Here is a 25,654-nt window from a genome sequence, read left to right on the forward strand (position 1 = left end):
GCCAGCGTTCGTCCTGAGCCAGGATCAAACTCTCCATTATAGAGTAGTGTTGATTGCTCAATACTGCTGGCGTATCGCCGTCCGAAGACGCACGATTCGCTTTGATCTGCGTAATGCTGATCAGTAAGTTGTAGTCACGAACACCGAGAAGGAAAACAACTTTGCTCTGATTGCCATAAGGCAACCTTCGCAAAAGCCGTTCTCGCACCAAGGTGCTCGTGACGTCTTTCGTTGACGTTTTGCTGTTCAGTTTTCAAGGTTCAAGTTGTTGTTTTTTTAGCCGCGCTCATTGGCGACTTAATTAATATACCTCATCCCAACTTCGTTGTCAATACTATTTCAAAATATTTTTACGAGTTGTCTTAAGGACATATATAAATATAAACCGCCACGAGCAAAAAATCAAGCCTTTATTTTTAAAAAGTACATTTTAATTTTTTGATAGTCTGCAACGAATAGCGTTATCCCCGCCAACACTACACTTCCACCAACAATTTGAGATACACTTAAATATTCTCCGAGTATGAAATACGCTAGTATAGCTGCTCCTATCGGCTCAAAAAGAATAGCAATTGATATAACATTCGTGCTTACCCACTTTAAAGCCCAGTTAAATAATGTATGGCCTAACAGATTCGGAATAATCGCTAACAATAAAAACCACATCCACTCAGAAGCTGGGTAAGGACCAAAAGATTCTCCTTTGAATACAATATAGAAGAATAATGTTATTGTGCTAACTCCGTAAACCACAAACGTATACGTGACCAGTGATAACCTCTTTCTAACATCTTGACCAAATAATAAATATGCCGTAATTAAAGCACAAGCTATTAAAGCCAGCAAATCTCCGTAAAGAGCACTTCCACTCACTTTGAAATCACCGTAGCCAATTAAAACACTTCCCGCAATTGCAATAGCTCCCGCAATAAGCGTCTTAATAGATACTTTCTCTTTAAAGAAGAAGTATGTACCAGCAAAAGCGAACAGCGGTTGCAAGGTTACAAGGACAGTCGAGCTTGCCACTGACGTATAATTAAGCGATTCAAACCATAAAATAAAGTGAAAAGATAAAAACACACCCGCAATTGACGCAAAAACCCAATCTCTTTTGCTTAGCTTTTTGATTTCATGGGTATATTTTAAAAAGAAGACTGGGCTCATGATCAACACCGAAAACAACATCCGGTAAAAAGCTGTCACTCCTGAATCGGCAGATGTCATCTTAACAAAAATAGCCGATAACGCTACTGAGAATACTCCTATCATAATAGGGATATATGGATGAATAGCCGGTTTTTCCATACCTACACCTCTTCTTCTATATTAACTTCACCGACGACACACTTAACAAGTTTGCCACGTTCGCTAAGGAGAATCAATACAAGACAAAAAAATGGAGGTTTTTTTATGGAGTTTTTCAGCGCAATGCAAATTTCTTCATATGAAACTTTCTTTAAACTTGTCATAGCCGCTCTCTTAAGTTTAGCAATCGGACTGGAAAGGGAATTAAAAAGAAAGCCTGTCGGATTAAAAACGAGCATCGTTATCTCTACGTTCAGTTGTTTACTAACCATCATCTCGATTGAATCTGCCTATATTGCACAAGGTAGCGAGTATGCTAATGTTAATATTACAATGGATCCTTTGCGTCTTGCCGCACAGATTGTTTCAGGCATTGGTTTTTTAGGGGCTGGCGTAATTTTAAAACGTGGCAACGATTCTATTTCAGGACTTACGACTGCGGCCATGATTTGGGGAGCTGGAGGAATTGGGATTGCAGTTGCTGCTGGCTTTTATATCGAAGCCGTAACTGCGGTCTTACTCGTCCTGATTGGAATAGAAGTTTTGCCTCACCTACTTTTTAAGTTTGGACCAAAACGTTTGAAGATGGTTGAAGCAAATTTAAAGGTAGTTGTCACTGATCGAACATCCATACGGGAGGTGCTAAATGAATTAAAAATAAATGGGTCCGTGATCGAAAGCATTTCAATCGCCTACTCAGATGAAGTAGGTTCTTCTTTCTTTCATGAACTCCGGATTCGTATGTCTGTCCCTCACGACAAAGACACCATTGATTTGTACCAAGAAATATCAGACATGAAAAATGTTGTGCATGTTGAAATCGAATTAATTTGATTGAGGAGGATTTTTATGAAAGAGTTTTTCGGATTATTGAAAAATGGCAATAAGCCGTCTTTGACGGCAGCAGTCATTAATACGTTTATCGCAATTATGAAAGGTGTCGCGTTTTTCTTCACAGGGAATGTCGCCATGTTCGCTGAAACAATGCACTCTATCGGAGACGCAGCGAACCAGTATTTCGTTTTTATTGGCTCTGCACTCTCTAAGAAGGCGCCGACCAAGCAATTTCCAAATGGTTTCGGGCGTCTATTGAACATCGTTCTCTTAGGTGCCGTCTTGATTGTTGGAATCATGGCATATGAAACTATTATCGAAGGCTGGCATCAAATGACAAAACCAGTCGAAGCAGAAGGATTCATCATCAGTGTTGTGGTATTATCCATCGCAATCATTCTTGAATTTTTTGTTCTTTATAAAGCAGGAAAAGAAATCCTTCACGAAGCAGGTGTTAAAGGTGGAGCTCTAGCCCCGCTGACTACAAGTTTTTCTCACTTGAATCGAGCGAAGCCTGCAACTAAATTAGTGTTTTTAGAAGATTTGGTTGCAACTGCAGGTGGGGTCCTTGCCTTAACCGCTGTATTAATCGCGCATTACACTGGCTTTCTTCAAGTCGAAGGTGCTGCGTCTATTGCGATTGGCTTTATGATGTTCTATGTTGTCGCAAAAGTTTTCATGGATAACGCACGTGGCGCCATTGGTGAAACGGACGAACATATGGTAAATCATATTGCACACTTGTTGAGTGATCATCCAGATGTTCGAGACATTCAAGAGTTAGAAGTTGTTAAAGAAGGAGAATTTCTTCATGTTGAAACTAAAATTGAAGTTGATCCAAATTTAAACGTGATACAGGCCGATGCTTTACAAGAGCGTTTAGCCGAGCTTATCCTCAGCCAACCAAGTGTTGACGACGTCATTGTTTCTCTCGATGCAGATGATGGTGAAACACATTGGAAGCATTTAAGTAAACGACCAGAAAAACTTAATCCAAATTAAAAAAGGATTGGCGCTCAGCGCCAATCCTTTTTCTTATAGTGATGCTTGCAAAATTTCTTTCACATCTTCACCTTTTAATTTTGCAAAGTTACCGAATTCTCCATAGACCATCGCTTTCTCTACCATTGCATCAATTTTTGAATCATCGATGTCGTAGTAGTCCAAACGAGTTGGTGCTCCTAATGAAGTCCAGAATGCAGATACGCGATCGATTCCTTCATAAGCGATTTCTTCCTCAGACTTACCTGCTGAATCTACGTCAAAGACACGAACTGCCATTTGAGCAAAGCGAGCTGGATTTACTTTTACGTTATGGCGCATCCATTGCGGGAATAAAATTGCCAATCCACCAGCATGTGGAATGTCATAAACTGCAGACACTGCATGTTCAATGTTATGCGAACCCCAGTCTCCTCTATAGCCCATTTCAAGGAATTTGTTCAATGCCATTGTTCCTGCGAACATGATTGTTTCGCGGTGCTCATAGCTTTGAAGATCTTCCATTAATTTTGGCGCAGTTTCAATTACCGCTTTTAATACACCTTCACACATACGATCTTGAACCGGTGTGCTCGTCGCATCGTTAAAGTATTGCTCGAAAATATGAGACATCATATCAACAATTCCGTAGACCGTATGGTTTTCCGGCACTGACAATGTGTAAGTCGGATCTAGGATCGAAAATTGCGGGAATGACAACGGGCTTCCCCAGCCGTATTTTTCTTGTGTTTCTTCATTCGTAATAACTGAACCTGCGTTCATCTCTGAACCAGTAGCAGCAATTGTCAAAACTGTACCAAATGGCAGCGCTTCTTGTGGCTGTGCTTTGCGAGATACTAAATCCCATGCATCGCCGTCGTATTTAGCGCCGCAAGCAATCAGTTTCGTGCAGTCAATAACTGAACCGCCTCCAACTGCTAATAGCATATCGATGCCTTCTGTTTTGCAAATTTCGATTCCTTTTTTAGCAGTCGAAATACGTGGATTTGGCTCGACTCCCGCTAGTTCAAAAACTTCAAGGTTCGCTTCAGCTAAAGTTTTAATCACATCATCGTAAAGTCCGTTCTTTTTAATACTGCCTCCACCATATACAAGCAGAACTTTTTTACCGAATTTAGGTAACTCTTCTTTAACTGCTTCGAGTTGGCCTTGACCAAAAATAAGTTTTACTGGGTTATAAAATGAAAATGCATTCATCCAATCATCCTCCTCTATTCAAATAATAGTATGTAGTCTCTTATAGAAAAAAGCAAAAGATTGAGACTAAAAAACCGCCTGGAAAGGATTCCAGGCGGTTTTTTCATATCTTATACCCATCCACGGAAGCGTGAAGCTTCAGCAGTTCTACGAGCGCCGACCATGTAAGCAGCTAAACGCATATCGATATTACGCGTAGTAGCGACATTATAAACATTTTCAAATGCATCAATTAGCTTTTTGTTAAGCTTTTCGTCCACTTCTTCTTGTGTCCAATAATAACCTTGGTTATTTTGCACCCATTCAAAGTAAGAAACCGTAACTCCACCAGAACTTGCTAAAACGTCAGGCACCAAAAGGATTCCGCGTTCTGTCAAGATTTTAGTAGCTTCAGCAGTCGTAGGACCATTTGCTGCTTCAACCACAATAGAAGCTTTAATGTTATTCGCATTATCTACCGTAATTTGATTAGCAATCGCTGCCGGTACCAAAATATCACAATCTAATTCAAACAACTCTTTGTTTGTGATGGTGTTATCAAATAAAGTTGTAACCGTACCGAAACTATCACGACGGTCCAATAAATAATCAATATCCAAGCCATCCGGATCATGCAAGGCACCGTAAGCATCTGAAATTCCGATTACTTTTGCTCCAGCGTCGTGAAGGAATTTCGCTAAGAAACTTCCTGCATTACCAAAACCTTGAATGACAACACGTGCCCCTTGCATATTTAGGCCGCGTTTTTTCGCAGCTTCGTTAATACAGATAGTAACTCCTTGTGCCGTCGCTTTGTCCCGACCTTGAGATCCACCAAGAACAATTGGCTTACCTGTAATAAAACCAGGGGAGTTGTACTCATCGATTTTGCTGTATTCGTCGTACATCCAAGCCATAATCTGTGAGTTGGTGAATACATCTGGCGCTGGAATATCTTTGTTCGGCCCAACAATTTGACTAATCGCGCGAACGTATCCACGACTCAATTTCTCAATCTCGTGCATGGACATTTCACGTGGGTCGCAAATGATGCCACCCTTCGCTCCGCCATAAGGCAATTCCACAATTCCACATTTTAATGTCATCCACATTGATAAAGCAATTACTTCATCACGATTTACATCCGGATGAAAACGGACTCCACCTTTTGTCGGTCCAACTGCATCACTGTGTTGAGCGCGGTAACCTGTAAAGACTTTTGTTTTGCCGTCATCCATACGCACTGGAATGCGTACTTCTAAAAGCCGCATTGGTTCTTTTAGAAGTTCGTACATCGCATCTTCGTAGCCAAGCTTATCTAATGCAGTTTTAATAACATTCTGTGTAGACGTCAACAAGTTCAAGTTTTCAGCCATTGTATTAGTTCGCCTCTTTATATTTAATATTTACTCATATTCTAGTGTAACACATGTCAAGATTTGTGTGCCATGCAGAAATTAATTAGCGAATACTTTTTGAATGCGTTCGATCGCCCAATCCAATTCTTCTTTTGAAATAATTAGTGGCGGTGCAAAACGGATAACCGTATCATGTGTTTCTTTGCATAAAAGACCTAACTCTTTTAGTTGTTCACAATATGGTCTTGCTGCTTCAGTCAATTCCATACCGATGAACAATCCGCGACCTCTAACTTCTTTAACAGAGGGGTGTTTGATTTCACGCAATTTGCCCATGAAATATTCACCTAGTTCTTGAGAGCGCTCAGAAAGTTTTTCATCAAGCAATACTTCTAAAGAAGCTACTGAAACTGCACACGCAAGCGGATTCCCACCAAAAGTAGAACCGTGTGATCCTGGATTGAATACACCAAGAATGTCTTTGTCAGCTACCACACATGAAATTGGGAATACTCCGCCCCCAAGTGCTTTACCTAAAATGTACATGTCCGGGTTTACATCTTCCCATTCGCAAGCAAACATTTTACCTGTACGAGCAAGTCCACACTGAATTTCGTCAGCAATGAACAACACATTATTTTCACGACAAAGTTCTCTCGCAGCTTTTAAGAAGCCTTTTGGTGGCATGATAATTCCAGCTTCACCTTGAATGGGTTCGATTAAGAAAGCAGCTGTATTTGGTGTAATGGCATTTTTCAATGCTTCTAAATCACCAAAAGGAATTAAGTTGATACCCGGAAGCATTGGTCCGAAGCCTTTACGGTATTCAGGATCCGAAGATAATGAAACAGCTGTCATTGTGCGGCCATGGAAGTTTCCGTCACATGCAATAACTTCTGCTTGATTTTCTGCAACGCCTTTTACATCATACGCCCAACGACGCGCAGCTTTGAAAGCGGTCTCAACTGCTTCCGCACCAGTGTTCATCGGCAACGCCATTTCCTTACCAGAAATATCGCAAATCATTTCATACCAAGGAGCTAATTTATCATTGTGGAATGCGCGTGAAGTCAATGTAACACGGTCCGCTTGATCTTTTAATGCTTGAATAATTTTCGGGTGACGGTGCCCTTGGTTTACAGCTGAATAAGCTGACAGCATATCCATGAATTTATTGCCTTCTGGATCTTTTACCCAAACACCTTCTGCTTCTGTAATAACGATTGGTAGCGGATGGTAGTTATTAGCCCCGTATTTTTCTGTTTGTTCAATGATTGTTTGTGTCTGTGTCATGTAATTTCCTCCTTTTTAAAAAAAGGCAGACAGTCGTCCGCCTTTTAATGAATGATCATACCCTTTGGTTATAGATTAATACATTTCAGAAGTAGTTTTTGCTTGCATATGAAGACCGATGTAATCAGGTCCGCCTGCTTTTGAATCAGTTCCAGACATGTTGAATCCACCGAATGACTGATATCCTACGATTGCGCCTGTGCAGCCGCGGTTAAAGTATAAGTTACCTACGTGGAAATCTTCACGCGCTTTTTCAAGGTTAGCACGGTTGTTTGTAATTACTGCACCAGTCAAGCCGTATTCTGTGTTGTTTGCAATTTCAATTGCATGATCAAAATCTTTTGCTTTCGTTAGACCCACCACTGGACCAAAGATTTCTTCTTGCATGATACGTGCTTGTGGATCAAGATCAGCAAAGACAGTTGGGTTTACGAAGAAACCTTTAGAATTGTCTCCGTCTCCACCAGCTACAAGACGTCCCTCTTGTTTCCCAATTTCAATATAGCTCATGATTTTATCGTACGAGTTGCCGTCGATAACTGGGCCCATATAGTTTGATTGATCAGTTGGGTCACCAATCGTCAATTCTTTTGTCAATTCGATAACGCGTTCAATTACTGTATCGTACACATCTTCAACGATGACTGCACGTGATCCAGCAGAACATTTTTGTCCACTAAAGCCGAATGCTGATTTTACAATTGATTGTGCTGCAAGTTCAAGGTCTGCTTCTTTATCTACGACCATTGTGTTTTTACCGCCCATTTCAGCGATCAAGCGTTTCATCCAAATTTGTCCTTCGTTCACTTTAGCAGAACGTTCTGCAATGCGAAGACCCACTTCTTTTGAACCTGTGAACGAGATAAAGCGAGTGTTCGGGTGATCAACTAAGTAGTCGCCAACTTCAGATCCTGGTCCAGGAATAAAGTTAACAACACCAGCCGGCATGCCTGCTTCTTCAAGAACTTCAATGAATTTGTAAGCAACCACTGGAGTTGTTGAAGCTGGCTTCAATAGTACTGTGTTACCTGCTACCATCGCTGCAACAGCCGTTCCAGCCATAATTGCAAAAGCAAAGTTCCAAGGTGAGATTACAACGCCTACACCTAAAGGAATGTAGTCATAACGGTTGTCTTCGCCCGGACGGCTTTCTACATGCATGCCGTCTTTCAGACGTAGCATTTGGCGCGCATAGTATTCCATGAAATCAATTGCTTCAGCTGTATCAGCATCTGCTTCGTTCCAAGGCTTACCTGCTTCTTTAGTCAAAAGTGCTGAGAATTCGTGTTTGCGACGACGCACAATTGCAGCTGCTCTCATCAAAACGTCAGCGCGAATTTCTGGTTTTACTTTTTTCCACGTTTTAAATGCTTCGTCAGCTGCTTGCATCGCTTTCTCAGCTAGTTCTTTGTTTGATTTTGATACTCGACCAATCGATTCTTCTTTGTTTGAAGGGTTGAATGAAATAATTTTATCTTCAGTAGTGATGCGTTCTCCACCAATAATTAACGGATAGTCTTGTCCAAGATAAGCTTCAACTGTTTTCAAGCCCTCTAGGTAGTCTTTGCGATTTTGGTCAACTGAGAAATCTGTGAATGGTTCGTGTTTGTAGGGAATCATGTAAATCCTCCTTGAGTTTTAAGTAAGCGCAAAAAAAATTTGCACTTTCAAACTGTTTCCACTTATAATAATGCAAAAGATTGTTGCATAATTCAAGTGTTTTCGTTTAAAAAATCAAAATAATTTTGGAGTGAGCGTTTTGAAGACTGAAAACATCGACTTATCCCCGTTCTATAAATTTGCTGGAGAGCACGTGGCTATTGGGATTCATGCCATAGATATGAAAGGTAAAACTATTTTATATAATAAAAAGATGCGTGAAATTGAAGGATTCGATTTCGAAGAACTTGCCGATCGTTCACTGCTTGAAATGTTTCGTTTTGATCAACATGAGAGTACGTTACTCCAAGTTTTGCAAAGTGGCACGCCTGTTTTCAACGTCAAACAAACGTATTGGAACCGAAAAGGGCAAGAAATTACGACGATAAATGATACTTACCCGGTAGTTGAGGGAGATGCATTAATTGGGGCAATCGAATTATCACGTGACGTCACTACACTTGAAAAAGTAATTTATCAACCTTTAAGAAAATACGATGAGCCTATTACCTTCTCGGCAATTACTGCTGTTTCTAAGAGTATGAGAAAAGTGATTGATACTGCCGAAAAAGCCGCTACCGCTAAATTACCTGTTCTTCTTGTAGGAGAATCAGGGACTGGTAAGGAACTAATTGCCGAGGCTATTCACTGGGCACAGTCTTCGGTTAGACAGATGTATACGCTGTACTGCCACGGAACAGATGGTACCATCATCGATCAATTAGGCGAAGATATTAAACAAATGGGCGATGGAACGATTTACTGTGAACGAATTGATTTGTTGCCTTTGTCTTTGCAAGAGCAGTTATTGACCATGGCTGAAGAACGTTCACGAGGAAATACCTATTTTATTGCGAGTGTTGGTGAAGATCCGGTTGAATTGATTACTTCACACAAGTTGCTGAAGGATTTATATTATTTCTTTTCGTCGATGACCATTAAAGTAGAACCGCTGCGTTCACGGAAAGAGGACATTTTGCCGTTTGTTGACGATTATTTTTCTCGTCACCGAATGAAAGTAGGTTCGGTTGTTCGCGGATTGGATTTAGAAGTGACTGATTTGCTTCATGCTTATGACTGGCCAGGAAATTTAAAAGAACTTGAAGTGCTGCTCGATGAAATAACGTCGATGCTAACAACACAAGAAATTATAACTGTAGACATGCTGCCTTATCACTTTAAACTAAAGACCAATTTGAACGGCGCACAAAATCCTGAAGATTTTATTGTTCAATCCACCACAGAGTTGCTGCCACTTGAGGATTATTTGTTTGAAGCGGAAATGTATTATTTGCAAAAAGCGATGGATTTACATAGTGGCAATGTGACAAAAGCCGCTGCCGCTCTTGGCATGAGCCGTCAAAACTTGCAGTACCGTCTACGTAAAATCAAAAAAAACGAAGCACAGACATGATGTCTGTGCTTCGTTTTTTGTTTATTACTGTTGACCAGAACGCTTGATCCACTCTTCCATTTTTTCTTTCAAAGAGTTAAATCCTTCAGAATCACTTTCGTTCACATGTGACTGAAGAGATTGTTTTGGTTTTTCAGTTTTTTGAGCTGCTACTGGCTGCTCTTGAAGTGCACGGATTGACAAGCTGATTTTTTTAGATTTTTCATCAACTTCCAATACTTTCACGTCAACTTCTTGTCCTACTGCCAAATACTCACTAACTTCTTTTACGTAACCGTGAGTGATTTCTGAAATGTGGACCAAACCTTGTGTTTGATCGTCTAAAGCTACGAATGCGCCGTATGGCTGGATTCCTGTAACTTTACCTGAAACCTTATCGCCTGTTTGGTATGTTTTTGTCATGTTTACCCGCTCCTAGTCATATCTAATTGTCCTGTACACCTATTGGCATCTGTATATTATAGCACAACTATATGCTGGGAGCAAAATCAGTATTCATTTATATTCGACATTCGCCAGCCATCTTTGGTTTTATCCATGTTAAACATTTCAGGAAACAGATTTTCCTGTGCCGTTGTATAGTATTGTATTTCCACTGTCCCTCCACGTCCCAGTGGATGATTTGGAGTAAAATGGCTCCTAAATGTCAATTGTGCCAATTCAGAAAATGGCCGGAAATTTTTCAATGCTAATAAATCGACAAACTCTTCATCAGTCAAATGGGTTTCTATCATCAATTTTTTCATCATTGGAACGTCTTCATTTTCAACAGCCTTGAAAAACATGGCTGCAACTTCGGATGGCTTAGCCTCCGTTAGAAGTTGTGCTTGGAAATCAGTAGCAAACGATGCATACAAAGACTCAACGGCTTGATTGAATTGTTGGTCTTCTCCTAGCAAATCGTAACTTTCATATTGGCGATAGTCGATTTGCCAAATTTGATCTTTTTCTGTAACCAACAGTAGATCCAATTGTTCATCAAACTCATACATGTCAATTCCCGGATATATATAAACCTTGTCTTTTACTCTTTGTGTATATGAACTATTAGAAAGTTCAACCCATCTCGCGGTTTTCGTCAGCTCAGGAATTTTCCTCCACTCTTTAATGAATGTTTCAAATGTTGGCTTTGACGGACTGTCCGCTAACAGGTGCCATTGCGTGGTTGCATCTTCTTGTTTGTTGGCATAGTGATACATAAACAAGACATCCAACGGCGATACACCGGATAAAAGCTGTAAATCATAGGACGCTTCAAATGATTCATACAAAGATTGGATGCGACTGTAATCAAAATCTTTCATATCAACAAATTCGTCTTCAAGCTTTAAGTTGCCATTGGGTAATTTGTTGGCCAATTCGCCTGACTTTTCCATCGCTAACGCGTCCATCACATGATGAAACTCTAATTCATCATAACTTGTCGAAGTGGTCCAATCGCTCGCTTCCATTTCTTTTAAAATGGGCAGCATGATAAACGCCATCGGATTAGAAGAAGCGATACTATTCCAGGCAATTCGGTAATCCATTTTTACTTTTCCTTGCTCATCAAAGACCGGCGAATTGTCGCTGCCCTTAACTAATTGCCAAAAAATTTGCTGATAAGCAATTTCGATGCTACTTAACAAAGCCGAACTTGGTCCCTCTTCAAGCAATGCCGCTTCCATAGCAAACAAATGATAAGGAATGCTTTCAAGAGGTAGCAAAAAACCACTATTATCAAAATAAGGTTCACTGCTAAGTAAATGCAAATATTGCCCGGCGTGCAGATCTCCCATAACAGGTTGCTGTTGCGTAAGATTGTCGACATTTCGAACCGTTCTAAAATAACTATTTTTCGGGTGGGCAATTGGCGTTAAATTATATTCTGGTAATGCCTCTACAACTAAACGTAATTCTTCCGGATAACTACTAGCTTGTGCTAACAGTTTTTCGGGTGACAATTGATCCATCACAATCGTTGACTCTAACTCTTGTTGGTATTTTAGGAGCAGGTTGTCTACAAACAAACGTAATTCATCCGTTTTCGCTGCATAATCCAATAAAAAACCTTCCGTTTCAGTGCTCAACATTGGGTTCGGACCAGCTAAAGAGTCAACCATTCCTCTCGGTGTTTCAATCTTCCTAAAAAGACGATCGACAACAACTTGCATGTGAATGGGATCGTCTTTTAATGACTTTTGCATGTTATCGCTGAAAACCCGCTCCATTTCAACGTCTGCCTGTTTAACGTATGCTAATTGTTCAAACTGTTGCGGCGTCATTCCTAAACGTTCGGGAGCTGTTTTCTTAATGGTGTCGTATTGCGACTGCCAATCCGTCATCATCTTATCAGTCACTATTTCAGATTGTTCGGGTTCTGTTGCGCCTGAAGTTTTTGCTTGTTGGTCGTTTACAGTAAAACTGATGCCGATGACGAGCGCTAGAAAAAGACCTGCAGTTCCAAGAAACATCGCTGATTTTTTGCCCAGTGGCTGCGGTGAGGAAGACGTTTTTACACTTTCCAGATTTAGTGTTTCTTCATCTGACCGCTGAATATCTAGTTCTATTGGTGATAGTGGGACAAAACGTTGATAAGATTTCTGGAGCATGGTCAACCTTTGCACCAATTGCGTTTCATTTAAATTCATCGTAAGCCGAATCGTATGCAGTCCCTCATCAATAGCTTGCTGTACTTGTTGCTCTGAAATCTCTAGTATGGTCGCTATGTCACGAGGCGAAAAATGATGAAAATAAAATAAAACGATAGGCACTCGCTGAAGCGGTAGTAATTTTTGTAATTCGTCGTGCAGTTCTTGATCTTCTTGAAAACTAAGAATCATCGGAAGATCCGTGCTTTCAACTCGAATTGGCTGTATTGAAACGCGTTGAATCAGTAACTGATAAAGTTGGATTTTTGCTTGTTCCGGCGTAAGTTGTCCAAGGTGTTTTTGCAGTTCTAGCAAACTAGTTTGTTGGAATTCTGGCAGTTTCGGGGAGCGGACACCCAATTGATAAGCAAAGCGGCCCATGTCAGGAAAAGCACTCTCAACCCAACAATAAAGCGAGGCTGTATCCCCTTTTTGAGCTTGTCTAAAATGATCGTTTGCGGAAGTCATTGCCACACTCCTCGTATAGTTGGAATAATCACTTTTTTACTAATTCTTGTTTATTATACGACTCTTCCTACAAAACGTTTCAAATACTGCTATTTTTTTTTGTGTAGCTCGTGTAAAATGAGGAAATCTATATGAGATAGGAGTGACGAATTTGGAAAAACGCGATCAATGGAGCTCTAAGCTAGGCTTTATCTTAGCGGCAGCAGGAAGTGCTATTGGCTTAGGAGCTATTTGGAAGTTCCCATACGAAACTGGCGCAAATGGTGGCAGTGTTTTTATTCTGCTGTTCATTATAAGTACGATCGCAATTGGATTACCGATTCTACTCGCTGAATTTGTCATTGGCCGCAGAGGTCAGGCTGATGCGGTCACCGGATTGAAAAAACAAGCCCCTGGCAAGCCTTGGTATTTAATCGGCTGGTCTGGATTTATCTTTTCGTTCCTCATTTTGTCTTTTTACAGCGTTGTGGGCGGATGGGTATTGTCTTACCTAGGTCGTTCTATTCTATTCCAATTGTCTGATCTGGGGGACAACGAATTTGCAGAACTGTTCACAGGCATTATTACAAATCCATGGGAAGTGCTGCTTGCACAAGCTGCCTTTATGGGATTGACGGTGTGGATTGTACAAGGCGGCATTAAAGGAGGCATCGAGCGTGCTAGCAAAATTATGATGCCTGCTCTATTGATCTTCTTTGTAGTACTCATGATTCGGTCGTTGACACTTGATGGTGCGATGGAAGGTGTACGCTTTATGTTCGTTCCAGACTGGTCTTTCTTTAACTTTGAAACGGCATTGGTGGCACTCGGTCAAGCCTTTTTCTCACTAAGTGTCGGTGTGGCAGGAATGATTACTTATTCATCCTACTTATCGAAATCAGAAAATCTGACACGCTCTTCTATTAGTGTTGTGTCATTGAATATCGTTATCTCAATTATGGCGGGATTGATTATCTTCCCAGCTGTTTTCTCTTTAGGCTATACACCCGACCAAGGACCAGGGCTAGTATTTATCATTCTGCCTGCGATTTTCGATCAATTGTTTATGGGACAATTTTTAATGATCATTTTCTTTATTCTGTTGTTGTTTGCAACATTAACCTCTTCTATTTCCATGCTAGAGATTACCGTTTCCATTGGCGTCAAAAACAAATATGATCGCCGTCGTCGTGTTGCGCTAATTTTTGGCTTAATGATTTTCATCGTCGGAATTCCAAGTGCTTTGTCGTTTGGCGTTATGCCGCAAGAAGTTTTCTTCGGTTTCACATTTTTTGACTTCGTCGATACCTTGACTAACCGAATCGGATTGCCCTTAGGCGCTCTATTCACTGCATTATTTGCAGGTTATGTTTTGACAAAAGAAGACGTCCATAACGAACTTCCGCAACAAAAACTATGGGTCGATATCTGGCGAGTAGTAGTTCGCTATATCGCACCGATCGCTATTATTGTTGTTTTCATTCAAGGAATTATTGCCATTTTTTGACTCAGCTGTTTGAAAAATGCCACAACTTGTCCTATCGAAAGTTTTCACGACATGATAGTATATAACTTATAGAAGAAAGTTTCTTATGAGAAGGAGTGCATGATTATGAAAAACGACTTACACGCTCAATTAAAAGCGCTTCGCGAAGAACGCGGGCTATCATTAGACGAACTGGCTTTAAAAACAAGAATTGGTGTTGCTAAACTGCAAGCCTATGAAAGTGGCGAAGAAGTACCATCAACTCAAACAATCATGATTCTTTCAAATGCATTAGAAGTTCCTGCTTCTAATTTAGTAGACGGATTAGAATCGAACTAAAACAAGAAAAGAGCTTTCAGCGAATTCCGCTGAAAGCTCTTTTCTTGTTTTAAATAATGTGTTTGGCTTCGTATTTAACTGCCAGCAGTTTGTAGGAAATGTCCACACATTGTTCTAACGGAATCCATTTTCCAAACGACAATTCGTAGCTAGTTTGAATTGTTTTTGCGAGATCTGAAGGATGGTCTAAAACCTGCAATTGAGCAACGACATCTCCAATTTCTTTACCATATAATTCGGAGCCAATAGCAAAAGGATCCCAATACTTCATGATTGCAACCGCTCTTCTGTTCATTTCACTCGTGTCCATTTGTTTTCACCTGACATTTCTCTATTGTTAAGGGCTATAATAGCACATAAACAGAAAAAGAAAAGCAGGAAAAACCGATTAGACCGTTTTTCGATGCTCTCTTATTGCTGAAGAATTTCAATAGAGTCAATGGTCACATCTGTAACTGGCTTTTCAGCTTCGGTTTCAACTGCTGCGATGGCGTCTACTACATCCATTCCTTCAATCACTTGACCGAATACGGTGTGTTTGCCATCAAGCCAAGGCGTGCCTCCTTGTTCTAGGTAAGCGTCTTTAACTTCCTGCGGGTATTCGGTTGCAAACATATCCGCTGTTACTTCTGGTGCTTGGACAATGAAAAACTGGCTGCCATTCGTGCCCGGTCCTCCGTTAGCCATCGCTAAAGCTCCCCGAATATTAAACAGATGGTCATTAAACTCGTCTTCAAACGGCGCTCCATAAATACTTTCACCACCGCCACCTGTACCCGTCGGATCTCCTGTTTGCAACATGAAATTTTCAATGACTCGGTGGAAAGTCAGACCGTCGTAATAGCCTTCTTCTGCATGTGTCAAAAAGTTTTTCACTGCTTTTGGTGCAATGTCCGGAAACAGTTTGATTTGCATAGCGCCCATGGACGTAGTCACTTCAACAAGCGCTTCGTTGTCTGCAACTTCTGTTGATAATTGCGGATAGCCGTCCACTTCCACTTTCGCACTTTCGGTTGTTGTTGTTGTTGTTTCCTGTTCTTCTTGTCCTGAGCATGCACTTAGGAACAACGCTAATAAAACTGGTGCCACAATTATTTTTTTCATCTTTTTCACCCCGCTTTATTTTAGCATAGTTTCATTCAACAAAAGAACTCGCTTTGTAAGCGAATAGCGTATACTGACAGGAGACAGAACAGTTTGAATTAATCAATAAAACCTAGCTCTTTCTTCGTGTGACGAAGTATTATATAATGAGAACAGATGCTTCGTTCAGAAAGAAGGGTTCTTTATGGACACTCAGAAAAAGAATTTCTTTATTATTATGTTCACTAACTTTTTAGTAGCTGGTAGCACTACCATGATTATGCCATTCTTATCTCTTTATATTGAATCACTCGGGAATTTCACAGATGAATATGTGCAACGTTGGTCTGGTCTAGTCTTTGGCGTTACGTTCGTTGCGGCTTTGATCATGTCGCCCATTTGGGGACGCATTGCTGATAAATACGGCTTTAAGCCTATTTTAATCATTAACGGCTTTGGTATTGCCATCAGTATTTTCTTAATGGGAACCGCTGATTCCGTCTCAGAACTGTTTATGATTCGTTTGTTCATGGGTGTAGTAACTGGATTTATCCCGACTTCCTTGGCTTTTGTCAGCTCTCAAACTTCCAAAGAGACAGCAGGGAAAACTCTCGGCACGCTTCAAATGGGCAGTGTATCCGGCACATTGTTCGGTCCAGTTCTCGGCGGCTTAATGGCAGATGCTTTTGGTTTTAAATATACATTCTTGATTACAGCTACTGTCATTACCATCGCTGCATTGTTTGTCGTGTTTGGCTTGCATGAAGTTAAACGACTGAAAGTAAAAGGTGCTCACGTTTACGCACCGAAAACAATCGTCAGCGGAATTTTAAATCACCGTTTAATGCTCAACGTTATGATCATCACAGCATTGATTCAAATTGGGAATTTCAGCATTCAGCCTTTGTTGTCGCTGTATGTGGCAGAACTAACAGAAGGAAGTACGCAAGTCGCTTTTCTAGCGGGTATTACTTTCAGTGCCACTGGCGTAGGGAACCTTCTTTTTGCTCGGCGCTGGGGACGACTAGGCGATTCTATCGGTTACGAGAAGGTATTAGGTTTTCTACTTTTGCTGTCTTTTATCTTTATCATCCCGCAAGCTTTTGTCACAGAACTTTGGCAACTCATCATTTTGCGGTTGTTCTTCGGAATGGCAGTTGGCGGAATGATTCCAACGACAACTGCTTTAATGCGTCGGGAAGCTCCAATTGAAATTCAAGGAGAAATAATGGGTTACAATACGAGCTTCCGCTTTCTTGGAAACATTATCGGCCCAATGTTCGGTGGGATTATCAGCGGTGTGATTGGCATCTCTTCTGTCTTCATCGTAACGGGCGTGTTGTTTATCTTTGCATTCATCTTTCTACGGTCTACATTAGCAAAACCGCAGCAAGATTTTGAAGACGTCCTGCTCGAACAAGAATTAAAAAATACGTAAACCAGGTTTCTACTAGAAAACCTGGTTTTTTTGTGTCTTTTTTTGATTTCACAAAATTAACTTAATTGGCTTTCTTCCTATTTCTAAAGTTTGCAAAAAGTAAAGCTGATCTTGGTCCATTAGTAGACGGGCGGTGCAAATCCACTCGATTTGCGTTATAATTTCTAATTAGAAACTCATCACGTTTATGCTGGAAGGAGGATTCATTTGTCATTTGTGTTTTTAATCTTTGTACCTTTGCTTGCAGCCTTGTTCATTCCGCTGTTATTTAAGAAATTCGGAAGGATTCACACAGGCTGGTTTGTTTTAGTCGTTCCCGTTATTTTATTCACTTACTACGCCTCATTGCTTCCCACAACGATTAGTGGAGGCAATTTAGTTTCTGAATTTCAATGGATCCCTTCACTTGATATCGCCTTTGTAGCGTATATCGATGGATTGAGCCTGCTGTTCACGTTATTGATTACAGGCATTGGCGCTTTAGTCGTGCTGTACTCTATTTTCTACTTGGACAAACATCGCGAACAATTACATAACTTTTACGTTTATTTATTGATGTTCATGACGGCAATGCTCGGTATTGTTCAAAGTGATCATTTAATCACTCTTTATCTGTTTTGGGAGTTAACTTCGATTTCATCTTTCCTGCTGATTGGTTATTGGTATACTCGTGATCGTTCAAGATTTGGTGCCTTAAAATCAATGATGATTACCGTTTTCGGAGGATTGATGATGCTCGGTGGTTTCGTGCTACTGAGTATTATGGGTGATACATATTCGATACGCGAATTAATCCCACAAGCAGCTGAACTCGTAACGCATGATTTCTTTATTTGGGCGCTCGTTCTTGTGCTGCTCGGAGCATTTACAAAATCTGCGCAGTTTCCATTTTACATTTGGCTTCCAGATGCGATGGAAGCGCCTACTCCTGTTAGTGCGTACTTGCACTCAGCGACTATGGTCAAAGCGGGCTTGTATTTAGTGGCACGACTGACGCCTGTTTTTGCGATATCCGGTACATGGATGTGGCTAGTCGCCGGCGTTGGATTGTTTACCATGTTCTGGGGCTCGTTTTTCGCCTTGAAACAAAAAGATTTAAAAGGGATTCTCGCATTCTCGACCGTTTCTCAACTGGGTTTGATTATGTCGTTACTCGGAGCTTCGGCTGCTGGTTATCATGTTGACAACATTGCTGAGACGACATTTAAGTATGCTGGATTCGCAGCGATTTTTCATTTGATTAACCACGCGGTCTTTAAAGGCAGTTTGTTCATGATTGCTGGTATCGTCGATCATGAAACCGGCACACGGGACATTCGCAAACTTGGTGGTCTCATGAGCCTAATGCCGATCAGTTTTACCGTAGCTATGATTGGGGCTTTCTCTATGGCAGGCTTGCCTCCATTTGGTGGATTCCTTAGTAAGGAAATGTTTTTGACTGCCATGCTGTCATTAACGGAATTTGATTTGTTTTCCATGGACGTTTGGGGCATCTTATTCCCTGTTGTCGCTTGGCTGGGCTCGGTATTTACATTTATCTACAGTTTCTATTTTGTTTTCCACACATTTGCTGGCGAACACAAGCCGGAACAATTGCCAAAACCTGCTCATGAAGCACCCATTGGCATGCTGATTTCACCTGTTTTTTTATCACTTCTTGTAGTGGTCATTTTCTTTATCCCGAACCTTGTCGGTGACTGGCTCGTGAAGCCAGCTGTTTTGGCGATGCAACCGTTTCTTTATACATCGCCGGATGAAATTAACATTCATGTTGAAGCATGGCACGGACCTACGCCTGAGCTGTTTATGACGCTTGGAATTGTTGCTATTGGATTCTTGATGTTCTGGACGTTGCGCAAATGGCAGAAGAGCTATGATCTTTTCCCAGATACGTTAACGTTGAATGCTCTGTATGACAGTGTCATGTTCATGAGCGATACGGGAGCAAACCGTTTTTCAAGACTTTATATGACTGGCTTTATCCGTTCGTATTTGGTGTATATGTTTAGTTTCGTCATATTCATTGTTCTTGGAACTTTATTCTTAACGGATGCTTTTGCTATTGATTTTACAAACCTTGCACCCGTTGGATTTTATGAAGTCGTGATTTTAATCGCATTAGTCGGCTCGACACTTACCATTCTTTTCTCTAAGTCTAGACTGACAGGAATTATCGCACTTGGTGCTGTCGGTTATTCAGTAGCGTTATTCTTTGTTATTTTCCGTGCTCCTGATTTGGCTTTAACACAACTTGTTATTGAAACAATTTCTGTTGCTTTGTTCTTGCTGGCGTTTTACCATCTGCCACAGATCAGTCGGAAAGAAGAACGGATGCGCTTCCGTTTTGGAAATGCACTTGTGGCAATAGGTGTTGGAGTGACGGTAACGTTGGTTGCTTTGTCTTCTCTATCACAAAAAGCTTTGCCTTCGATTTCCGAATTCTATAAAGAAACGGTTTATAAAGAAGCTGGCGGCGGAAATATCGTCAATGTGATTTTAGTTGATTATCGTGGGTTTGATACTTTGTTTGAAATTGCTGTATTAGGTATTGCGGGTATCGGTATTATTACGATGATTAAACTACGCTTGACGAAAAAGGAGGATCAGCATGAGAACAAATGATGTAATGCTTCAAACGGCCACAAAAGTAGTGACCTTCATCATTTTGATGTTTGCTGTCCACATTTTCTTTGCAGGACATTATACACCAGGTGGCGGATTTGTTGGTGGGCTGTTAACTACCAGTGCAATTGTGCTATTAATGCTCGCTTTTGATATTGAAACGGTGAAAAAAATACTGCCGATCAATTATGTAACAATGACAGCAATCGGCTTACTGTTGGCACTTGCTACAGCTTCTGCCTCTATCATCTTTGATGTTCCTTTTTTTACACATGCTTACGATTATTTTGATTTACCGCTTTTTGGTAAAACTTCTCTACATTCAGCAATGCTGTTTGACGCAGGGGTTTACCTGGTTGTTGTCGGTGTAACGATGACCATTATTCAAACGATTGGAGAGGATGAATAATGGAAATAATTATGTCGGTTGCCATTGGATTTCTCTTTATGGCAGCTGTTTACTTAATGCTTTCGAAGAGTTTGATACGCATCATTATCGGAACAGGACTGCTGAGTCATGGCGCCCATCTTTTACTTTTAACTATGGGGGGACTTGGAGGAAACTCTCCTCCTGTCGTAGCTGATGGCGTCAGTGTCAGCGATTATGCAGATCCCTTGCCACAAGCTTTGATTTTGACAGCCATTGTCATTTCATTTGCTGTTACATCATTTTTCCTAGTGCTCGCCTACCGCTCTTATCAGGAACTCGGTACCGACAATATGGATTTGCTGAGAGGAACTGAAGATTATGAGTAATTTACTCCTTTTTCCAATCATCATTCCGTTGTTTTTTGCTGCTATCCTGATGATGTTCCCGAAAAACTTGAAACTTCAGCGCACGTTAGCTGCTGTTGGAGCTGGAGCTGCTTTACTTTCTGCTCTTGTGTTAGTAGCAAAAGTTAATACAGCTGGTGTTCAAGCGGTAACACTTGGCAGTTGGCCGGCACCATTCGGTATTTCTATGGTGTCCGATCCGTTATCTGCCTTACTGGTGGTCACGTCTTCGATTATTACATTGTTTGTTATTTTTTATAGTTTTCCAACTATTGGCATCAAACGCGAACAATCTTTCTATTATCCAGCTGTGTTATTTTTAATGGTTGGTGTTAACGGTGCTTTCACGACTGGAGATATTTTCAACTTATTCGTTTTCGTCGAAGTGTTGCTAATGGCTTCTTATACATTAATCGTTCACGGCGGCGAGAAACCACAGTTGCGCGAGTCCATCAAATACTTATTGGTGAACATCATTTCATCTGCCTTGTTTGTAGCAGCTGTTGCTTTTCTTTACTCTGTTACTGGTACGTTGAATATGGCGGATTTGGCGGTCAAGATTCCACAAATAGAAGAAACAGGCATTTTGACTGTTATTGCTGTGTTGTTCCTAGTTGTCTTTGGATTTAAAGCCGCTATCTTCCCCTTGTACTTCTGGCTACCGGGGTCTTACTATGCACCTCCGATTCCGATACTTGCATTATTCGGCGCTTTGCTGACAAAGGTTGGCGTCTATGCCATCATGCGTACATATACTTTATTCTTTACGATGAATATCGGCTTTACGCATGAATTACTTGGCATTATTGCCATCCTGACAATCCTTGCTGGATGCATTGGCGCTCTCGCTTACTTTGATGTTAAAAAAATCATTATCTATAACATCATTATCGCTGTCGGTGTTATTTTGTTCGGAATTGCGCAGTTAAATCAACCAGGTATTGATGGCTCTATTTTTTACCTGATTCATGATATGTTGATCAAAGCTGCCTTGTTCTTCCTTGTTGGAATTGTTGCGGTCCTTTTTGGCACAACAGACTTGCGACAAATGGGCGGATTGATTAAAACTTATCCAGTTTTAGGCTGGGTTTATCTGGTCACTGCATTTGGGTTAGCGGGTATTCCGCCACTCAGTGGATTCCCAGGAAAACTTTTGATTGTTCAAGGTGGATTTGAAGGCCCGCAGTTTTGGGGCAGTATTATTATTCTGGCAACTAGCTTAATTGTGTTGTTGAGTGCTGTGCGTATTTTTGTCTACGCTTTTTGGGGAGAACCGGTTGAAACCGTTCCTCTAAAAAAATCAGTTTTCAATCAAATGTTCATTCCAACAGTTGTCCTGGTGGCCTTGACAGTGGCGTTCGGGGTCGGTGCGGAACTCTTCATGCCGCTCATTTCAGGCGCGGGTGAAGTGCTGCTGAATCCATCCATCTATATTGATGCGGTATTAAAGGAGTAGGTAACCTATGGCTTTACAAATATTATTGAATTTCTTCCTAGCCTTTGTTTGGATGTTTATGACCGTGTCCTTTAGTCCTTCAGGATTTGCAATTGGTTTCTTGGTGGGCCTTGGCATCATCATCTTAATGCGCCGATTCTTTTCACACAGACTTTATACAGCAAGAGCATGGGCGATTATCTCGCTATTCCTCTTGTTTCTTAAAGAGCTTTTTCTATCAAGCGTTCAAGTTTTGTGGATTGTTATCAAACCGTCTATGAACTTAAAACCCGCTATTTTTGAACTAGAAACAAAATTGACGGAGGACTGGGAAATTACTCTCTTATCCGCTTTGATTACGTTAACACCCGGAACACTGGTTGTCGGCATTTCCGACGACCAGAAAAGGCTGTACATCCACGCGCTCGACTTTGATGACATCGACAATGCAGTTAACTCCATCAAAGATACATTCGAACGGGCCATTTTGGAGGTGAGCCGCCCATGATAATGTTTTACTGGGTTTCACTAATTATCGTCAGCATCGGATTTACTGGACTGCTTTTTCGGCTCGTCAAAGGACCGACAATCGCAGATCGTGTAGTAGCCCTTGATGCCATTGGAATCTCGCTCGTTTCAATCATCGCTCTGCTGTCATTGATTATCGAAACAGAATTCTTTTTAGAAATCATTTTGCTGTTAAGTATTTTGTCCTTTATCGGGACTACCGCTTTTGCGAAATTCCTTGAGAGAGGAGAGATTTTCGATCGAAACAATCATCATTAACATTGTCATCATTGTATTAATGAGCACAGGCGTCATTTTTAGCGTAGTAACGGCATTGGGACTTATTCGCTTGCCAGATGTTTACACGCGCACACACGCTGCCTCTAAGAGCTCGACACTGGGTGTCCTTTGTGTATTGCTCGCTGCTTTCATCCATTTTTGGTTAATCGAAGGCATTTTCAATACACAATTGATTATCGCGATTGCTTTCTTGTTTATCACTGCTCCTGTAGGTGGACATTTGATTGGACGTGCTGCCTATATGTCTGGCATTAAAGTTACCGAAGAAACGGTACGTGACGACATGAAGGATGCAGTAAAAGAAGCAAAACAAGAAATAAGAGATCATAAACCAACAGAATTATAAAACAAGCCTGCAGGCACTTTGCCTGCAGGCTTGTTTTATAATTTATCGTTCGTCTGCCATCTTCTCAACTAACATAGCCAGTGTTCTAACCATGGCACCCGTACCACCTTTTGGTCCAAGATCGTGAGCTCCGTCTGCATCAGAAGTACCCGCAATATCCAAATGAATCCAAGGCGTGTCTCCTGCAAATTCTCCAACAAATCCCCCACCGAAAATCATATGACCATCGCGTCCCGGTGAATTATTCAAGTCTGCCACATTGCTTGTTCGTATGCGTTTTTTATCGCTTTCTGTTAATGGCAAGCGCCAAACAAATTCTCCACTTTCCAGCGATGCTTCAAGGAAAGTCTCAAAAAATGATTCATCGTTTGTTAAAGCGCCAGTTTTGTCTTTGCCTAATGCGACAATAACTCCACCAGTCAATGTTGCCACATCCACAATGCGTGTTGCGCCCAGTTGCTTCGCATAACTAACAGAATCTGCTAGTACTAAACGGCCTTCTGCATCGGTGTTGAGGATTTCAATGGTTTTGCCACTCATCGAAGTGATCACATCATCTGGTTTAAAGGCATTACCAGAAATCATATTGTCGGTTGATGCAATAACGGCAATGACGTTTTGCTGTGGCTGCAATTCACCAATAATTTTCATGGCGCCAAGAACTGCAGCAGCTCCACCCATGTCGCCTTTCATCCCTACAATGCCGTCTTTTGGCTTGATTGAATAGCCACCTGTATCAAAGGTAATTCCTTTTCCGACAAGTGCCAGTGGGTCTTCAAAGCCTTCTGTTGCCTTGTACTTCAAAACAATGAGGCGTGGCTCTTCTACTGATCCTTGATTGACCGCAAGAATCGCGCCCATGCCCAGTTCTTCAAGCTCCGCTTTTTCTAAAATGTCGGTTTCAAAGCCATAAGCTTCTCCAAGTTCACGTGCATATTCACCCATTGCTGTTGCAGTCAAAACGTTTGCTGGCATATTAACAAGCGTTCGCGCTTCATTGACAGACTGTCCGAAAATAGTGCCTACAGTAGCTGCTGCTTCGACGTCTTCTTGTACTTCTTCTGCCAATAAAGTCAAAGTTTCTAACTCTACTTGCGTTTCATTTGATGTCGTTTTGTAGTCATCAAAGCGATAGCCACCCATCGTAATGGCTTCTGCTGCTAAAAAGGCAACATCTTCAGAGGTGATTCTTTCATTTTCAAACGATTCCATATAAATTGCCGCATGTTTTATCTTTTTCTTGGCTAATTCTTTGCCGACCAATCCGAAGCATGATCGAAGGTCTTCTTCAGTTAACTTTTTGCGATCATTCAATCCGACAAATAAAACACGTGGGATCGCTCCTGAAAGTGTGGGATAGGTAATTAATGATTTCAAATCAAATGATAGATCTAGTTTGATCCACTGTTCTAATTTGCCATCAAAGCGATTAGTGAATTCACTCCACCCTTTGCTGTTTTCGGGATGTCGGTTTAGACCGACGATCAGGATATCAGCTTTACTGTCGTGCGAATGTTGCTGTAGATTGATTTGCATGTAATTCCTCCTTTTTACGTTCTCTTCCAGTGTAGCATTTAATTCGAAATTCGAGTAGTTCGTGTAACGAAGGAAAAACATGCTACTGTTATTGTCTAGGATACACCAGGACAACACATTACACAGAAAGGCTGTATCACCGTTTATGGTTATTACTTTAAGGCGTCTTTCACTTACAAACAACAACTTAACACAACCAAAAAATCGCCAATCCGGATGACCAGATTGGCGATTTCTTATTAAAACATTTGGTAACCCATTTTACGCAAAATTTTCATAATGAACCCTGACGTAATGGCTCCTGCCCAACCAGCAAGTAAGACGGCAAGATCACTGCCTGTCATGGAAGTAATGGTATCTCCTAGCATCGAAAAAGATTCACCCGGATTCGTGAAATAATCAAAAATACCGACATCATCCACAACTAGCAAGATAACGACGGGATAAACAATCCCCATCAACCAAGTCATGCGAAGCAGCATGTTCAACAAAAAGCCGATTCCGAAAAACATAACATAAAAAAGCAACATAGAAATAATTAATTGCACAATTGTAAATGAACTGTTCATCAACTCTAACCTCCGTTATTCCTTTCATCAGTTTACCCGAAAAAACAAAGGCTTTCAATCCAACAGAACAGAGTTCATCGCTTTGTCACTTATGACCGAAA

General features: G+C 41.0%; 25 protein-coding genes. 13 read left to right on the forward strand and 12 right to left on the reverse strand.

Features of this window, described 5'->3' with window-relative positions; all coding sequences use genetic code 11:
• Both FQ085_RS18210 and FQ085_RS11410 read right to left on the reverse strand, forming a co-directional pair.
• On the reverse strand, positions 1 to 208 hold a 208-nt coding region (locus tag FQ085_RS18210; protein WP_223145204.1), incomplete at its 3' end, for a hypothetical protein.
• A 194-nt stretch (positions 209 to 402) separates the two neighbouring features.
• Positions 403 to 1,305, reverse strand: coding sequence for a DMT family transporter (locus FQ085_RS11410; RefSeq protein WP_078080250.1), 903 nt, complete (start codon positions 1,303 to 1,305; stop codon positions 403 to 405).
• 105 nt (positions 1,306 to 1,410) lie between these two features.
• Between FQ085_RS11410 and FQ085_RS11415 the strand changes: the two genes are divergently transcribed.
• Both FQ085_RS11415 and FQ085_RS11420 read left to right on the forward strand, forming a co-directional pair.
• Entirely contained in the window at positions 1,411 to 2,139 is a 729-nt protein-coding gene (locus FQ085_RS11415) for an MgtC/SapB family protein (RefSeq protein ID WP_058385835.1), read from the forward strand.
• 15 nt (positions 2,140 to 2,154) lie between these two features.
• Positions 2,155 to 3,141: a cation diffusion facilitator family transporter gene (locus FQ085_RS11420; protein ID WP_149456634.1), complete on the forward strand. Its 987-nt coding sequence runs from the start codon at positions 2,155 to 2,157 to the stop codon at positions 3,139 to 3,141.
• Between the two features lie 33 nt (positions 3,142 to 3,174).
• On the opposite strand, the gene FQ085_RS11425 is transcribed toward FQ085_RS11420, so the two are convergent.
• From FQ085_RS11425 to pruA, 4 genes are all read right to left on the reverse strand, one after another.
• A complete protein-coding gene (locus FQ085_RS11425; protein ID WP_058385837.1) occupies positions 3,175 to 4,338 on the reverse strand; it encodes an iron-containing alcohol dehydrogenase in 1,164 nt (387 codons plus the stop codon).
• Between the two features lie 110 nt (positions 4,339 to 4,448).
• On the reverse strand, positions 4,449 to 5,693 hold the full coding sequence (locus FQ085_RS11430) for a Glu/Leu/Phe/Val family dehydrogenase (protein WP_149456635.1): 1,245 nt from the start codon (positions 5,691 to 5,693) through the stop codon (positions 4,449 to 4,451).
• Positions 5,694 to 5,774: 81 nt separating this feature from the next.
• On the reverse strand, positions 5,775 to 6,968 hold the full coding sequence (locus FQ085_RS11435; RefSeq protein ID WP_058385839.1) for an ornithine--oxo-acid transaminase: 1,194 nt from the start codon (positions 6,966 to 6,968) through the stop codon (positions 5,775 to 5,777).
• A gap of 75 nt (positions 6,969 to 7,043) precedes the next feature.
• Entirely contained in the window at positions 7,044 to 8,588 is a 1,545-nt protein-coding gene (pruA, locus tag FQ085_RS11440; RefSeq protein ID WP_149456636.1) for an L-glutamate gamma-semialdehyde dehydrogenase, read from the reverse strand.
• 139 nt (positions 8,589 to 8,727) lie between these two features.
• Between pruA and FQ085_RS11445 the strand changes: the two genes are divergently transcribed.
• A complete protein-coding gene (locus FQ085_RS11445; RefSeq protein WP_058385841.1) occupies positions 8,728 to 10,041 on the forward strand; it encodes a sigma 54-interacting transcriptional regulator in 1,314 nt (437 codons plus the stop codon).
• A 24-nt stretch (positions 10,042 to 10,065) separates the two neighbouring features.
• On the opposite strand, the gene yugI is transcribed toward FQ085_RS11445, so the two are convergent.
• Both yugI and FQ085_RS11455 read right to left on the reverse strand, forming a co-directional pair.
• Positions 10,066 to 10,443, reverse strand: coding sequence for a S1 domain-containing post-transcriptional regulator GSP13 (yugI, locus tag FQ085_RS11450; protein ID WP_058385842.1), 378 nt, complete (start codon positions 10,441 to 10,443; stop codon positions 10,066 to 10,068).
• 86 nt (positions 10,444 to 10,529) lie between these two features.
• Positions 10,530 to 13,139: an RNA polymerase sigma factor gene (locus FQ085_RS11455; RefSeq protein ID WP_149456637.1), complete on the reverse strand. Its 2,610-nt coding sequence runs from the start codon at positions 13,137 to 13,139 to the stop codon at positions 10,530 to 10,532.
• A gap of 151 nt (positions 13,140 to 13,290) precedes the next feature.
• Between FQ085_RS11455 and FQ085_RS11460 the strand changes: the two genes are divergently transcribed.
• Positions 13,291 to 14,625: a sodium-dependent transporter gene (locus FQ085_RS11460; RefSeq protein ID WP_058385844.1), complete on the forward strand. Its 1,335-nt coding sequence runs from the start codon at positions 13,291 to 13,293 to the stop codon at positions 14,623 to 14,625.
• Between the two features lie 105 nt (positions 14,626 to 14,730).
• A complete protein-coding gene (locus FQ085_RS11465; RefSeq protein WP_058385845.1) occupies positions 14,731 to 14,943 on the forward strand; it encodes a helix-turn-helix domain-containing protein in 213 nt (70 codons plus the stop codon).
• A 49-nt stretch (positions 14,944 to 14,992) separates the two neighbouring features.
• Here the strand turns inward: FQ085_RS11465 and FQ085_RS11470 are convergent, their stop codons facing one another.
• Together FQ085_RS11470 and FQ085_RS11475 are read right to left on the reverse strand one after the other, a co-directional pair.
• Positions 14,993 to 15,253: a DUF1871 family protein gene (locus FQ085_RS11470; RefSeq protein WP_058385846.1), complete on the reverse strand. Its 261-nt coding sequence runs from the start codon at positions 15,251 to 15,253 to the stop codon at positions 14,993 to 14,995.
• Between the two features lie 101 nt (positions 15,254 to 15,354).
• A complete protein-coding gene (locus FQ085_RS11475; RefSeq protein WP_149456638.1) occupies positions 15,355 to 16,047 on the reverse strand; it encodes a peptidylprolyl isomerase in 693 nt (230 codons plus the stop codon).
• Positions 16,048 to 16,231: 184 nt separating this feature from the next.
• Between FQ085_RS11475 and FQ085_RS11480 the strand changes: the two genes are divergently transcribed.
• From FQ085_RS11480 to mnhG, 8 genes are all read left to right on the forward strand, one after another.
• Positions 16,232 to 17,464 carry an MFS transporter gene (locus tag FQ085_RS11480; protein ID WP_058385848.1) on the forward strand — a complete coding sequence of 411 codons (1,233 nt, stop codon included), beginning with the start codon at positions 16,232 to 16,234 and terminating at the stop codon, positions 17,462 to 17,464.
• A gap of 207 nt (positions 17,465 to 17,671) precedes the next feature.
• Positions 17,672 to 20,086, forward strand: coding sequence for a Na+/H+ antiporter subunit A (locus tag FQ085_RS11485; protein ID WP_149456639.1), 2,415 nt, complete (start codon positions 17,672 to 17,674; stop codon positions 20,084 to 20,086).
• Entirely contained in the window at positions 20,073 to 20,495 is a 423-nt protein-coding gene (locus FQ085_RS11490; RefSeq protein WP_058385850.1) for a Na(+)/H(+) antiporter subunit B, read from the forward strand. Before FQ085_RS11485 ends, FQ085_RS11490 begins: the two co-directional genes overlap by 14 nt.
• Complete coding sequence (locus FQ085_RS11495) at positions 20,495 to 20,842, forward strand: Na(+)/H(+) antiporter subunit C (RefSeq protein ID WP_058385851.1); 348 nt, start codon at positions 20,495 to 20,497, stop codon at positions 20,840 to 20,842. Before FQ085_RS11490 ends, FQ085_RS11495 begins: the two co-directional genes overlap by 1 nt.
• Positions 20,835 to 22,316 carry a Na+/H+ antiporter subunit D gene (locus FQ085_RS11500; protein WP_149456640.1) on the forward strand — a complete coding sequence of 494 codons (1,482 nt, stop codon included), beginning with the start codon at positions 20,835 to 20,837 and terminating at the stop codon, positions 22,314 to 22,316. The genes FQ085_RS11495 and FQ085_RS11500 overlap by 8 nt, the downstream gene beginning before the upstream one ends.
• Positions 22,317 to 22,323: 7 nt before the next feature.
• Positions 22,324 to 22,803, forward strand: a complete 480-nt coding sequence (locus FQ085_RS11505; protein ID WP_058385852.1) for a Na+/H+ antiporter subunit E — start codon at positions 22,324 to 22,326, stop codon at positions 22,801 to 22,803.
• Positions 22,800 to 23,081 (forward strand): Na(+)/H(+) antiporter subunit F1, encoded by a 282-nt coding sequence (locus tag FQ085_RS11510; protein WP_058385853.1) that lies wholly within the window; start codon positions 22,800 to 22,802, stop codon positions 23,079 to 23,081. Before FQ085_RS11505 ends, FQ085_RS11510 begins: the two co-directional genes overlap by 4 nt.
• On the forward strand, positions 23,041 to 23,448 hold the full coding sequence (mnhG, locus tag FQ085_RS11515; RefSeq protein WP_410477404.1) for a monovalent cation/H(+) antiporter subunit G: 408 nt from the start codon (positions 23,041 to 23,043) through the stop codon (positions 23,446 to 23,448). The genes FQ085_RS11510 and mnhG overlap by 41 nt, the downstream gene beginning before the upstream one ends.
• A gap of 42 nt (positions 23,449 to 23,490) precedes the next feature.
• On the opposite strand, the gene FQ085_RS11520 is transcribed toward mnhG, so the two are convergent.
• Positions 23,491 to 24,984: a leucyl aminopeptidase gene (locus FQ085_RS11520; RefSeq protein WP_149456641.1), complete on the reverse strand. Its 1,494-nt coding sequence runs from the start codon at positions 24,982 to 24,984 to the stop codon at positions 23,491 to 23,493.
• Positions 24,985 to 25,223: 239 nt separating this feature from the next.
• Positions 25,224 to 25,553 carry a YuiB family protein gene (locus tag FQ085_RS11525; RefSeq protein ID WP_058385856.1) on the reverse strand — a complete coding sequence of 110 codons (330 nt, stop codon included), beginning with the start codon at positions 25,551 to 25,553 and terminating at the stop codon, positions 25,224 to 25,226.
• Positions 25,554 to 25,654 lie beyond the last annotated feature (101 nt).

Origin of the sequence: Planococcus sp. ANT_H30, from assembly GCF_008369335.1 — a bacterium.
GTDB classification, from domain to species: Bacteria; Bacillota; Bacilli; order Bacillales_A; family Planococcaceae; genus Planococcus; species Planococcus kocurii.

Coding starts and splice junctions, on each gene's coding strand:
- FQ085_RS11410 (WP_078080250.1), bottom strand. CDS start 1,305: ATGGAAAAACCGGCTATTCATCCATATATCCCTATTATGATAGGAGTA.
- FQ085_RS11415 (WP_058385835.1), top strand. CDS start 1,411: ATGGAGTTTTTCAGCGCAATGCAAATTTCTTCATATGAAACTTTCTTT.
- FQ085_RS11420 (WP_149456634.1), top strand. CDS start 2,155: ATGAAAGAGTTTTTCGGATTATTGAAAAATGGCAATAAGCCGTCTTTG.
- FQ085_RS11425 (WP_058385837.1), bottom strand. CDS start 4,338: ATGAATGCATTTTCATTTTATAACCCAGTAAAACTTATTTTTGGTCAA.
- FQ085_RS11430 (WP_149456635.1), bottom strand. CDS start 5,693: ATGGCTGAAAACTTGAACTTGTTGACGTCTACACAGAATGTTATTAAA.
- FQ085_RS11435 (WP_058385839.1), bottom strand. CDS start 6,968: ATGACACAGACACAAACAATCATTGAACAAACAGAAAAATACGGGGCT.
- pruA (WP_149456636.1), bottom strand. CDS start 8,588: ATGATTCCCTACAAACACGAACCATTCACAGATTTCTCAGTTGACCAA.
- yugI (WP_058385842.1), bottom strand. CDS start 10,443: ATGACAAAAACATACCAAACAGGCGATAAGGTTTCAGGTAAAGTTACA.
- FQ085_RS11455 (WP_149456637.1), bottom strand. CDS start 13,139: ATGACTTCCGCAAACGATCATTTTAGACAAGCTCAAAAAGGGGATACA.
- FQ085_RS11465 (WP_058385845.1), top strand. CDS start 14,731: ATGAAAAACGACTTACACGCTCAATTAAAAGCGCTTCGCGAAGAACGC.
- FQ085_RS11470 (WP_058385846.1), bottom strand. CDS start 15,253: ATGGACACGAGTGAAATGAACAGAAGAGCGGTTGCAATCATGAAGTAT.
- FQ085_RS11475 (WP_149456638.1), bottom strand. CDS start 16,047: ATGAAAAAAATAATTGTGGCACCAGTTTTATTAGCGTTGTTCCTAAGT.
- FQ085_RS11480 (WP_058385848.1), top strand. CDS start 16,232: ATGGACACTCAGAAAAAGAATTTCTTTATTATTATGTTCACTAACTTT.
- FQ085_RS11490 (WP_058385850.1), top strand. CDS start 20,073: ATGAGAACAAATGATGTAATGCTTCAAACGGCCACAAAAGTAGTGACC.
- FQ085_RS11495 (WP_058385851.1), top strand. CDS start 20,495: ATGGAAATAATTATGTCGGTTGCCATTGGATTTCTCTTTATGGCAGCT.
- FQ085_RS11500 (WP_149456640.1), top strand. CDS start 20,835: ATGAGTAATTTACTCCTTTTTCCAATCATCATTCCGTTGTTTTTTGCT.
- FQ085_RS11505 (WP_058385852.1), top strand. CDS start 22,324: ATGGCTTTACAAATATTATTGAATTTCTTCCTAGCCTTTGTTTGGATG.
- FQ085_RS11510 (WP_058385853.1), top strand. CDS start 22,800: ATGATAATGTTTTACTGGGTTTCACTAATTATCGTCAGCATCGGATTT.
- FQ085_RS11520 (WP_149456641.1), bottom strand. CDS start 24,984: ATGCAAATCAATCTACAGCAACATTCGCACGACAGTAAAGCTGATATC.
- FQ085_RS11525 (WP_058385856.1), bottom strand. CDS start 25,553: ATGAACAGTTCATTTACAATTGTGCAATTAATTATTTCTATGTTGCTT.